The organism is Stenotrophomonas sp. S41 (assembly GCF_016624625.1).
In the GTDB taxonomy this organism is placed as follows: domain Bacteria; phylum Pseudomonadota; class Gammaproteobacteria; order Xanthomonadales; family Xanthomonadaceae; genus Stenotrophomonas.
The window spans coordinates 1-11,664 of the sequence record NZ_JACVTV010000127.1 but is presented as its reverse complement, the minus strand read 5'-3'; the positions used below and the strand labels follow the sequence as shown (position 1 = coordinate 11,664).

8 protein-coding genes are annotated in these 11,664 nt (G+C 67.0%); 6 read left to right on the top strand and 2 right to left on the bottom strand.

From position 1 onward, the window contains the following. The first annotated feature begins 88 nt into the window (after positions 1-88). Positions 89-1,843: an oligopeptide:H+ symporter gene (locus tag IAE56_RS18740; RefSeq protein WP_200753572.1), complete on the top strand. Its 1,755-nt coding sequence runs from the start codon at positions 89-91 to the stop codon at positions 1,841-1,843. Positions 1,844-1,991: 148 nt separating this feature from the next. Here the strand turns inward: IAE56_RS18740 and IAE56_RS18735 are convergent, their stop codons facing one another. After that, complete coding sequence (locus IAE56_RS18735) at positions 1,992-3,977, bottom strand: S9 family peptidase (RefSeq protein WP_200753571.1); 1,986 nt, start codon at positions 3,975-3,977, stop codon at positions 1,992-1,994. A gap of 174 nt (positions 3,978-4,151) precedes the next feature. Further along, entirely contained in the window at positions 4,152-4,787 is a 636-nt protein-coding gene (locus IAE56_RS18730) for a LysE family transporter (RefSeq protein ID WP_108764406.1), read from the bottom strand. A 138-nt stretch (positions 4,788-4,925) separates the two neighbouring features. Between IAE56_RS18730 and IAE56_RS18725 the strand changes: the two genes are divergently transcribed. From IAE56_RS18725 to IAE56_RS18705, 5 genes are all read left to right on the top strand, one after another. Next, positions 4,926-5,831: a LysR family transcriptional regulator ArgP gene (locus IAE56_RS18725; RefSeq protein WP_108768150.1), complete on the top strand. Its 906-nt coding sequence runs from the start codon at positions 4,926-4,928 to the stop codon at positions 5,829-5,831. 330 nt (positions 5,832-6,161) lie between these two features. Continuing rightward, positions 6,162-6,746: a hypothetical protein gene (locus IAE56_RS18720; protein WP_200753570.1), complete on the top strand. Its 585-nt coding sequence runs from the start codon at positions 6,162-6,164 to the stop codon at positions 6,744-6,746. 43 nt (positions 6,747-6,789) lie between these two features. After that, positions 6,790-7,236, top strand: coding sequence for a GNAT family N-acetyltransferase (locus IAE56_RS18715; RefSeq protein ID WP_200753569.1), 447 nt, complete (start codon positions 6,790-6,792; stop codon positions 7,234-7,236). 153 nt (positions 7,237-7,389) lie between these two features. After that, positions 7,390-9,078, top strand: coding sequence for a malate dehydrogenase (quinone) (gene mqo / locus IAE56_RS18710; protein ID WP_200753568.1), 1,689 nt, complete (start codon positions 7,390-7,392; stop codon positions 9,076-9,078). Between the two features lie 334 nt (positions 9,079-9,412). After that, positions 9,413-11,608: a TonB-dependent siderophore receptor gene (locus IAE56_RS18705; protein ID WP_200753567.1), complete on the top strand. Its 2,196-nt coding sequence runs from the start codon at positions 9,413-9,415 to the stop codon at positions 11,606-11,608. The last annotated feature ends 56 nt before the right edge of the window (positions 11,609-11,664 follow it).

Below are 11,664 nucleotides of genomic sequence, written 5' to 3'. Positions count from 1 at the left end.
CCCCCCCCTGGCGTGGATCAACGGGGGCCCCCGGCCCGGCCCCGCCGCTACCCGGCGCGTGCCTGCGGCACGCGCCTATAATCCGCCGATGAATTCCACCGCGATCGCTTCCGACGACTTCCTCGGCCACCCGAAAGGCGTCTACGTCTGCTTCTTCACCGAAATGTGGGAGCGCTTCTCCTTCTACGGGATGAAGGCGCTGCTGCTGCTGTATCTCACCAAGTACCACCTGTTCGGCGACAAGGCCGGCCTGGACCTGCTGGGCGCCTACGGCGGCCTGGTCTACTGCATCCCGGTGTTCGGCGGCATGCTGGCCGACCGCTGGCTGGGCATGCGCCGGGCGGTGCTGTTCGGCGGCATCCTGCTGGTGCTTGGCCACCTCGGCATGGCCTTCGAGGGCCACGCTGCGTACCGGGTCAACGGTGAAGTGGTGCGCGATACCTCGGCCCTGGCGGTGACCTACCTGTCGCTGGCGCTGATCATTATGGGCGTCGGCTTCCTCAAGCCGAACATCTCCACCATCGTCGGCAAGCTCTACCCGCAGGACGACCCGCGCCGCGATTCGGGCTTCTCGCTGTTCTACGCCGGCATCAACCTTGGCGCGCTGTTCTCCTCGCTGGTCTGCGGCTTCCTCGGCGAGGCCTATGGCTGGAAGTACGGCTTCGGCGCCGCCGGCATCGGCATGCTCGCCGGCCTGGCGATGTTCCTCTGGGGCCAGAAGTACCTGCAGGGCCACGCCGAACCGCCGCAGCCGGCCGCGCTGAAGCAGAAGGTGCTGGGCCTGCCGCGCGAAGGGCTGATCTACCTGTGCGCGGTGGTCGGCGTGCTGCCGGTGGCGTGGCTGATGTGGGCGGCCGGCAACGGCGCCTTCGCCCTCGGCGGCGAGATCAGCCTGGCGCTGATGCTGATGCTGGTGGTGCTGGGCGGCGTGCTGGTCTGGTTCGCCTGGTTCACCGGCAGCAAGTGCACCCCGGTGCAGCGCCAGCAGATGATCGCGCTGATGGTGCTGATCTTCATGGCGCTGGTGTTCTTCACGATGTACGAGCAGTCCTACGGCTCGTGGGTCACCTTCACCGACCGCCTGCTGACCAAGGACATCGTGCCGGCGCTGGTCATCACCGATGGCACCCCGCTGCCGTGGTCGATCATCTCGCTGCTGCTGGCGCCGCTGGGCTTCGTGGTCAGCGCGCGCCTGTCCGAGCGTCGCCCGGGCTCGAACGCGCCGCGTGCATTCTTCATTGCCATCGTCGCGCTGATGCTGGTGCTGCTGGTGCGCGACTGCCTGGTGATTCCGCAGACCGCCGGTTCGCTTACCTATCTGGGCGGCCTGTTCCTGGTGCTGCTGGCCCCGGCGTTCGCCGCGCTGTGGACCTGGATGGACCGCCGCGGCTGGGAGCCGGGCAAGCCGGTGAAGTCGGCCTGGGGCCTGGTCATCGGTGCGCTGTCGTTCGTGCCGCTGGCACTGGCCGCGCAGCAGGTCGGCGCCACCGGTGAAATGGCCAGCGTGTGGTGGCTGGTGCTGGCCTACTTCCTGCTGGCCAGCGGCGAGATGTGCCTGTCGCCGGTCGGCCTGTCGGCGGTGACCCAGCTGGCCGTGCCGCGGGTGATGAGCCTGATGATGGGCACCTGGTTCCTGGCCACGGCGTTTTCCGAAACGCTGGCCGCGCTGTTCGGCAAGCTGGCGGCGATCGACGTGCCCGAAGGCGAATCACTGGACATGGTGGCGGCAGCAGGCGCCTACGCGCACCTGTTCTGGCTGCTGATGTGGATCGGCCTGGGCTGTGCGGTACTGGCCTTCATCGCCGCGCCGCTGCTGAAGCGGATGATGCACGGGGTGAAGTGACCCTCGACCCAGCGGCGCCCGCTCAGGGCGCCCTGGCCTGCCCGCCGTCACACAGCGCGGGCAGCCCGACCCGCAGCGCAGCGGGTCTCATGGTGTTCCCAGGCCGGACAGCCTTGGCTGCCCGGCCTGCTCAAGCGCGCAGCTGGACTTACGGCGCCTTGCCGCTGGCCTTCGGCGCTGCCGCACTGGCCTTGGCCCCACCCAGGCTGTTGGACAGGAACGCCAGCAGGCGGCTGTAGTACTCGCGTTCGTGCTCGGGGCGGTAGAAGCCGTGGCCTTCGGTGCTGTAGTACAGGCTTTCCACCGGCGTGCCCGCCTTCTTCAGGGCCGCTTCCAGGCGCTTGGTGTGCTCGATCGGCGCGCGCTTGTCTTCGCCACCGGCCGCAAGGAACACCGGCACCTTGATCTGCCCGGCAAGGGTGACCGGCGAGACCGTGCCCAGCTTCGCCGGGTCGCCCAGCCAGTCACGCAGGTAGGTCATGCCCGAACCGCGGTTCTGGATGTCGCCACGGGTGAACATCATCGGCAGGTCATACACGCCCACGTAGCCGGCGGCGCACTTGTACATGCCCGGTTCGCGCGCCGCACCCATCATCGCCGAGTAGGCGCCATAGCTGGCACCGTAGATGCAGATGCGGTCCTTGTTGGCGATGCCCTGCGCGACGGCCCAGCGGGTCGCATCGGTGACGTCGTCCTGCATGGTGCCGCCCCACTGCCGTGCACCGGCCTGGGTGTGTGCGCGACCGTAGTTGCCCGAGCCACGGTAGTTGACCTGCAGCACCGCATAGCCAGCATCGGCCAGCATCTGCGATTCCATGTCATAGCGGCCGGAATCGAAGATGTCGTACGGACCACCATGCGGCAGCACCACCATCGGCAGGTTGCGACCGTCGCTGCCGTGCGGCAGGGTCAGGAAGCCATGCAGCGGCAGGCCATCGCGGGCCTTCAGCGACACAGCGCGCACCGGCGCGGTCTTGTCCACGTCCAGCCACTCGCTGCGGCTGATCAGGTGCTGCGCCGACTTGGCCACGGTATCGAACACATAGAACGAGCCGGGATCGTTGCCGGTCCAGGTTTCCACCAGCACCTTCTTGCCGTCACGCGTGCTGGAGGTGATGTAGACCGGCTGTTTGAAGGCCGCTTCCAGGCTGTGGTACAGGCGCGCATCGGCCGAGGTCTCGTCGAAGAAACGGCTGCGGGTGGTATCGCCCAGGTACAGCGCACCCACCGGCACGCGCGTGCCGTTGCGGAAGATGATGCGGTACGGATCGACCACGTCATCGGCCAGCAGGGTCTTCCGTTCGCCGGTCTCCGGGTTCCAGCTGACGATGGCGTCGGGGCCCTTCGGCTGCTGGACCTGCAGGTAGGCCACGCTGTTGTCTTCAGCGAAACCAATGGCCGTCTCGATCCGGTTGTTGACCGCCTCGTCGTTGACCAGCACCCACTGGTTGTTGCTCGGCTGGCGGTAGTAGAGCTTGTTGACGTTGTCAGTACCGGAACCATGGGCGAAACGCACGTCGCCCTTGTTGTCGGTGGTGAAGCTGGCGTTGCGCACCGGCGAGCCCGCGACCTGCACGCGGCGACCCGTGGTGACGTCCAGCCGCTCCACGCGGGTGAAGGGATCGTTGCCGAACGGCCACACCGCGACCAGCACGTTGCGGTCGTCATTGGCCAGCTCGTCGGTGAGGAAGGCGGCCACCGCCTCCACCTTCTTCGGCTGGATGCGGGTACCGGGCCCGTTGCCTTCCACGCGGTAGCCGACCAGCAGCTCGCCGCGCCCGCCATTGGCGTTGATCGCGTACAGCTCACCGGTGCGCTGCGGCGTATCCAGCGAGCCGAACTTCTCGGACAGCTCGATCAGCACGCGTTCGTTGCTGACCCAGTCGAAGTTGGTCGCATGGTTGTTGCGGGGCGGGCGGAAAGTGCCCATCGGCGTGTTGTCCGACGTGCGCATGATGACGACAGCGGTGCTGTCTTCCAACGGCACGGTGGCAGCGTAGTAGTCGCCCCCCGGCGAAATCTTGATGTCCTGGAATGTCTCCTGGCGGATGTACTTTTCCAGGTCCACGGCACCGACCGCAGCCGGCGCGGCACAGGCCAGCGCCAGCAGCGCGGCCATCATTGTCTTGCGCATCCTTCCCCCTATACAGCGGACACCCTGTCCGCACCCCCGATTGTAGGCAGGCCGATGGGGGCGCTGCCAGTGCCCAGCGACATACCGGCTGCAGGGACAAAAAAGAACGGCGGCATCGTTTCCGATGCCGCCGCAGCCACGACCTTGGAGAGAGTGTGGTGTTCGGTGCAGGGCTCAGTGCACGCCGCGGATGGCCAGCGTGAGCGCCAGGATGCTGAGGATGACGGCGATGGTGCCGTCCAGCACGCGCCAGGTGCTGGGCTTGGTGAACAGCGGCGCCAGCAGGCGGGCACCCAGGCCCTGCGCGGTCAGCCACAGACAGCTGGCGGTGACCACGCCGGCGGCGAACGCCATGCGCGCATTGCCGAAGTTCTCGGCGATCGAGCCGATCACCATCATGTCCAGCCAGAAATGCGGGTTGATGAGCGAGAAGCCGACCGCGGCCAGCAGCACCGCACGGCGGCTGCCGTCATCGCTGTCGGCCTCGCCCATGCCACCGCCACCGGCGAAGGCACGGCGCGCGGACTTCATCGCATACCAGGCGAGGAAGGCCACGCCGGTCCACAGCACGGCGCTGGTCAGCCACGGCAGCGCCGAGGTGAGCGTGCGCAGGCCGGCCACGCTGGCGAAGATGAAGATCGCATCGATGGCCGCGCAGGTGGCGACCACTGGCACGATGTGCTTGCGCAGGATGCCCTGGCGCAGGATGAAGGCGCTCTGGGCACCGACCACGGCGAACAGGCCGACGCCGGTAGCTGCACCAGAGAACCAGGCACCGAGGCCGGTGCTGGCGGAGATGACCGAGAACATGGGATTCACTGCCTTGTCTTGCTTGGGGGGACGGTGCCTCGCGAAGGCGGACAGCACCGGAATGGGCGCCATTGTCGCGCCGCAACATTTAAAAGAGGAGCTAAACTTACTAAACCAACATTAGCGGAGCTTAATCCGATGCGCATCGACCATGCCCAGCTGCGGGCCCTGGCCGCGGTGATCCGCGAAGGCAGCTTCGACCGCGCCGCGCAGTCGCTCAATGTCACCCCTTCGGCCATCTCGCAGCGGGTGAAGGCGCTGGAGGACCGGATCGGCCGCCTGCTGGTCAAGCGCGGCACCCCGGCCACGGCCACCGCCGAGGGCCAGCTGCTGGTCCAGCTGGCCGAGCAGACCGCGCTGCTGGAGCACGACGCGCTGCATCGCATGGGCCTGGCCGACGAGGACCTGCCGCAGGCGAGCATCCCGGTGGCGGTGAACCATGACAGCCTGGAAACCTGGTTCCCGCAGGCCGCGCAGCAGTTCGCGCAGAACACCGGCACCACCCTGGACCTGCGCGTGGAAGACCAGGACCACACGGTGGAGCTGCTGCGCCAGGGCACGGTGCTGGGTGCGGTGACCACGCTGGACGAGCCGGTGCAGGGCTGCCAGATCCATGCGCTGGGCAGCATCCGCTATGCGGCGACGTGCACGCCGGAGTTCCGCGAGCGCCATTTCGCCAAGGGGGTGACGGCGCAGGCGCTGGCGCAGGCCCCGGTGCTGGTGTTCAACCGCAAGGACGACATGCAGTCGCGCTTCGCCCAGCGGATGGCCGGCGATGCGCTGCCGAGCACGGCGCCGACGTGGTGGATCCCCTCCACCCGGGCCTTCGTGCAGGCCAACCTGGGCGGGCTGGGCTGGACGATGAACCCGCTGCCGCTGGTGAAGCGCCATCTGGATGCGGGGCGGCTGGTGTATGTGCGGCAGCGTGCGTGGGAGGACGTGCCGCTGTACTGGCAGCACTGGAAGGGCGATGTGCAGACGATGGCGCTGCTGACCCGGGCGGTGCTGGAGGCGTCGAGCACGCTGGTCCGGCGGAAGCGGTAGTGCCGGCCGCTGGCCGGCAACGTCAACGTCAAAAGCTGGTTTCCTGAGGGTTGGCGGGGTGGGCCCGGTTGCGGGGGACGCTGCAAGTACGTCCATGTAAGCTCGGTCGCCGCATCCATGCGGCTCACGCCCCCGCAACCGGACCCACCCCGCCTTCGACAGTTTCCTGCGAGCTGTTGGAGCATGCTGCTGATGATGCTTCTGCTGATGGTGGGTGCCGACCGTTGGTCGGCACGGGGTCGGATCCAGTTGCTGCGCAACGGGCTCTGACCCCATTGGGGCCCTTTTCTGTGCCAGCATCGCGGCAACCGACCTTCTGGGGGCTGGGCGATGCAGACCGATCCGGTGTTCCTGCATATCCGCGTGGTGATGGGCATCATCCTGGGCCTGTCGATCACCACGCTGCTGAAGGGGCTGGCGCAGATCATCGAGCACCCGCAGCGGCGCGGCTGTTCGGCCCTGCACCTGTGCTGGGTGGCGTGGACGCTGGTGTCGCTGGTGACGTTCTGGTGGTGGGAATTCCGCCTGGTCCAGGTGCACCAGTGGACCTTCGAGATCTATCTGTTCGTGATCACTTACGGCGCCACGTGGTTCCTGTTATGCGCCCTGCTGTTTCCCGATGACCTGCGCGATTTCGGCAGCTACGGCGCCTACCTGATGCAGCGCCGGCGCTGGATCTTCAGCGTGATCGCCGCGCTGACGCTTCTGGATCTTGTCGATACCGCGATCAAGGGGCAGAGTCGCTGGCGCCTGCTGGGCGAGGCGTATCCGCTGCACACGGCGCTGATGCTGGTGGTCTGCGTGCTGGGCTGGAACCTGCGCACGGCGCGGGCGCAGGTGGCGCTGGCCGGCGTGGCGCTGGCGTACCAGGTGGGCTACTTCGCTGCGGAGTACTTCACCATCGGCAGTGATTGAATGCTTCCGCCGGGCATGGCCCGGCGCTACCGAAGGAACCTGCATGACGATCCACTACCGCCCCGCCCTTGCCACTGATGCGGCTGCCTGCATCGACCTGCGCGGACGTACCCGCGAGAACGCCTTCAGCGCCGCGCAGCTGGCCGAACTGGGCATCACCGCGGAAAGCTGGGCGGCAGGCATCGCCGAGGGCGATTTCATCGGCCGCATCGCCGAGGACGACGGCGCGGTGGTCGGCTACGGCTTCGCCGACCGCGACAGTGGCGAGGTGCTGGTGCTGGCGCTGCTGCCGGACTACGAAGGCCGCGGCATCGGCCAGCGCCTGCTGCAGGAGGTGGTCGGACTCGCCCGCGCCGCCGGCCATGGCCGCCTGTTTCTGGCCTGCTCGGCCGATCCGCGCTCGCGCTCGCACGGCTTCTACCGGCATCTGGGCTGGCAGGCCACCGGCGAGGTGGACGAGGCCGGCGACGAGATCCTGGAACTGGTCTGAGCGCGTGACGCCGGGGGGCGGGATGCTGCATTGCATCAAAACCGGACCGGATCGGGTTAAAATCGCGTCAGGTTGCTGCAAGGCATTGTTTCTTCACGCCATTTGCTGTCCCAGCGCGCATCCTGCCCCCTTCCCCACGCCCAAGTCATTCCCATGAAGAAATTTGGCAAGGCTCTTATCGCCCTGCTCGTGCTGCTGTTGCTGGCCGCCGCGCTGTTCCTGTACTGGCCGCTGACCCAGCGCTCGGTGCCCGCCGCCAGCAACGACAAGCCGGTCGACGTCGTCCTGGTCGGTGCCGGCATCATGAGCATCACCCTGGCCACCTACCTGCAGGAACTGCAGCCGGACTGGAACATCCAGGTCTACGAGCGCCTGGACACCGTCGCCGGCGAAAGCTCGGACGGCTGGAACAACGCCGGCACCGGCCACTCGGCATTTGCCGAACTGAACTACACCCCGGAGCTGCCCGACGGCAGCATCGAGACCAAGCGCGCGGTCGGCATCGCCGAATCGTTCGAGGTTTCGCGCCAGTTCTGGTCGCACCAGGTGAAGGAAGGCCGGCTGAGCCAGCCCAGCGACTTCATCAACCCGACCCCGCACATGAGCTTCGTCTGGGGCGATGACAACATCGCCTACCTGCACAAGCGCCAGCAGGCGCTGGTGAAGAACCCGCTGTTCTACGGCATGCAGTACTCGGAGGATCCGGTGCAGATCAAGCAGTGGGCACCGCTGCTGATGGAAGGCCGCGACCCGAAGCAGAAGGTCGCTGCGACCTGGATGCCGCTCGGTACCGACGTCAACTTCGGCGTGATCACCCGCCAGCTGACCGCCGGCCTGCAGCGCAGCCCGAACTTCGGCCTGCACCTGGAACATGAAGTGCGCGCGCTGCGGCAGAACGCCGACAAGAGCTGGAACGTGACGGTGAAGGACCTCAAGGCCGGCACCGAGACCACCACCCACGCCCGCTTCGTGTTCATCGGTGCCGGTGGCGCCGCGCTGAAGCTGCTGCAGATGTCCGGCATTCCCGAATCGAAGGATTACGCCGGCTTCCCGGTGGGCGGCCAGTTCCTCGCCTTCCAGGGCGCGGACGTGACCTCGCGCCACCACGTGAAGGCCTACGGCATGGCCGAAACCGGCTCGCCGCCGATGTCGGTGCCGCACCTGGATGCGCGCAAGCTGGACGGCAAGCCGGTGATCCTGTTCGGACCGTTCGCGCTGTACAGCACCAAGTTCCTCAAGCACGGCTCGTGGTGGGACCTGTATTCGTCGGTCAACCACAACAACGTCGGCCCGATGCTGTCGGTGGGCAAGGACAACCTGGACCTGGTGCAGTACCTGATGGCCCAGGCGCGTCTGGATGATGCCGACCGCCAGGCCGAGCTGGTCAAGTACTTCCCCAACGCCAAGCCCACTGACTGGAAGCTGGTGACGGCCGGCCAGCGCGTGCAGATCATCAAGCGCGATCCGCTGAAGGGCCCGGTGCTGCAGTTCGGCACCGAGATCGTTACCGACAAGGACCACACCCTGGCCGCCCTGCTGGGTGCCTCGCCGGGTGCCTCGACCTCGCCGCCGATCATGCTGGACCTGATGGCCAAGGCCTTCCCGGAACAGATGAAGGCCGGCTGGGAAACCCGCCTGCGCGAGATCGTGCCGTCGTACGGGCGCAAGCTCAATGAGAGCGCCGCGCTGACCAACGAGATCCGCACGCAGACCAGCCAGACCCTGCACCTGCCGTATCTGGACGTGCCGGTGGAAGCCGATGCGACGCCGGCGGTGGCCCCGGCCGCTGCCCCGGCTGCGCCGGAAAAGCGCAACGCCAACGAGGAGCTGCAGGCGCTGTAAGCCTGCTTTCCCTTTGCAATAAACGGACGGCCACCTTCGGGTGGCCGTTCGCGTTTGGGGGTTTCGGGGGTGGGGTCAGAGCCCTTTGCCAGGGCAAAGGGATCTGACCCCGGGGTCGGATCCCTGCGCCGCAGGCGGAGGGCTCTGACCCCTGAGCAACGTTCAAACATCATTTCCTCGTGTCACGAATTGTAATGTTGTTAAGAACGATTTACATTTGCGTCCCGCACGACGCACGCACGCCTCCCAGATGGATCTGAACCCACCCGCTGCCGCAGCCGGGTGCTGGTCGAAGGCTGCTGCCCTCCCCCTCTCAACGTCCCCCGAGCCCTCCATGACCCTGCCTGTCCGTTCTTCCCTGCCCCGCCGTGCGCTGCTGCCGGCTGCCCTGCTGTCCTGCCTGGCCGTGGCCGCGCCCGCTGCATCGGCCGCCGATGCCGGTGCCGATGCCTCCGACGCCAAGACCCTGGACCGGGTGAGCGTGCGCGCCGAGCAGTCGGCACCGCCGTCGAGCACCACCCGCCTGCCGATCACCCTGCAGGAAACCCCGCAGTCGTCGACGGTGATCGGCCTGGAGCGCCTGCAGAACGAATCGCTGTTCAGCATCAACGACGTGATGCGCAACGTCACTGGCGTCAGCGTGTCCTTCTATGACACCCAGCGCCCGCTGTACTACGCGCGTGGTTTCGCCATCACCGATTTCCAGGTCGACGGCATCCCCACCTACAGCGGCTCGACCAACCAGGAATACGACACCGCCTTCTACGACCGCGTGGAAGTGATCCGCGGTGCCAACGGCCTGCTCAGCGGTGCCGGCGTGCCGTCGGCCACGGTGAACCTGCTGCGCAAGCGCCCGGGCAAGGAATTCGACGCCTCGTTCTCGGTCAGCGCCGGCAGCTGGGATTACCGCCGCATGGAGGCGGACGTGACCGCGCCGCTGACCGCCGATGGCCGCTTCCGCAGCCGCGTGGTCGCCGCCTATACCGATCGTGATTTCTATTACGACCGCTACAAGGAAAACAAGATGGCCGGCATGGCCGTGCTGGAAGGCGACCTGACCGACAGCACCACGGTCACCGTCGGCTACCAGACCCAGGACAACAACCCGGTGGGTTCGACCTGGGGCACCGTGCCGTTCTTCGACAGCCAGGGCAACTTCGCCCACCTGCCGCGCTCGACCAACCTGTCGCCGAAGTGGAGCTACTGGCAGCGCGAAACCAGCACCGTGTTCGCCAACCTCGAACAGCGCTTCGGTGACGACTGGCTGCTGAAGGTCAACACTTCCTACACCCGCGGCAACGTGCAGAACGTGCGCCTGTACGGCACCGGCAACCCGAACCCGGTGGACGGCTCGGGCATCTTCCTGCGCGCCGCCGCCGGCGATGCCGAAGACACCCGCCGCAACGTCGATGCCTACCTGACCGGCACCTTCAGCCTGTGGGGCCAGGAGCACGACGTGACCCTCGGCACGCAGTGGTCGGACCTGGAAGCCACCACCAACACCACCACGCTGAATTTCCCGAGCGACTGGGCGCGCTGCGGCAACGAGCGCTGCTACTACATCCCCAACATCTACGACTGGAACGGCGACATCTCCGAGGTGACCTACACCCGTACCGGTGCGCGCCGCCTGGCCAAGACCACGCAGAGTGGCGTGTACCTGGCCACCCGCCTGCGCCTGGCCGACCCGCTGGCGCTGATCGCCGGCGCACGCCTGAGCCGCTGGGAAACCCGCACCCGCGCCTACAACGCCAGCGGCGCGTACACCGGTACCAGCGGTGCGTACAAGGTCAGCGACGAAGTCACGCCGTACGTGGGCCTGGTCTACGACATCACCCCGGACGTGTCGGTCTACGCCAGCTACACCGAGATCTTCAACCCGCAGAACTACAAGGACAGGAACGAGAACCTGCTGGCGCCGGTGCAGGGTTCCAACGTCGAGGCGGGCATCAAGACGCAGTGGTTCGACGGCCGCCTGACCGCCAATGCGGCGGTGTTCGAAGCCAAGCAGGACAACTACGCGGTGCGTGACATGAGCGTGCCGGACGGTTCGCTCAGCGATGGCAGCTCGGCCTACATCGGTGTCAACGGCACCAAGGCGCGCGGCTGGGAAATGGACATCAACGGCGAGATCCTGCCGGGCTGGACGGTCAATGCCGGCTTCACTCACGTCAAGGTGACGCGCGCCGCGACCGACCTGCTGTACGCGAACCCGGCCGAGGACCTGCTGCAGCTGAACACCCAGGTGCGCCTGCCCGGCGTGCTGGACCGCCTGAGCGTCGGTGCCGGCGTGCAGTGGCAGAGCAAGGTGCAGGGCTACAACATCGTCTACCCGCTGGGCGGCACGGTGACGGTGAACCAGCCGGCCTATGCGCTGGTGCAGTTCAACGCCAACTACCGCATCAGCGACAACTGGACGGCGACGCTGAGCGTGCGCAACGCGCTGGACAAGACCTACTGGGCCAACCTGGACTACAACAACTACGGCGAACCGCGCTTCGTGGCGGCCAACCTGCGCTGGAAGTTCTAAGCCCGCCGCATGCCGGGGTCGGATCCCTTTCCGCAGGAAAGGGCTCTGACCCCATC

Coding starts and splice junctions, on each gene's coding strand:
- IAE56_RS18730 (WP_108764406.1), bottom strand. CDS start 4,787: ATGTTCTCGGTCATCTCCGCCAGCACCGGCCTCGGTGCCTGGTTCTCT.
- IAE56_RS18735 (WP_200753571.1), bottom strand. CDS start 3,977: ATGCGCAAGACAATGATGGCCGCGCTGCTGGCGCTGGCCTGTGCCGCG.
- IAE56_RS18725 (WP_108768150.1), top strand. CDS start 4,926: ATGCGCATCGACCATGCCCAGCTGCGGGCCCTGGCCGCGGTGATCCGC.
- IAE56_RS18715 (WP_200753569.1), top strand. CDS start 6,790: ATGACGATCCACTACCGCCCCGCCCTTGCCACTGATGCGGCTGCCTGC.
- mqo (WP_200753568.1), top strand. CDS start 7,390: ATGAAGAAATTTGGCAAGGCTCTTATCGCCCTGCTCGTGCTGCTGTTG.
- IAE56_RS18705 (WP_200753567.1), top strand. CDS start 9,413: ATGACCCTGCCTGTCCGTTCTTCCCTGCCCCGCCGTGCGCTGCTGCCG.
- IAE56_RS18740 (WP_200753572.1), top strand. CDS start 89: ATGAATTCCACCGCGATCGCTTCCGACGACTTCCTCGGCCACCCGAAA.
- IAE56_RS18720 (WP_200753570.1), top strand. CDS start 6,162: ATGCAGACCGATCCGGTGTTCCTGCATATCCGCGTGGTGATGGGCATC.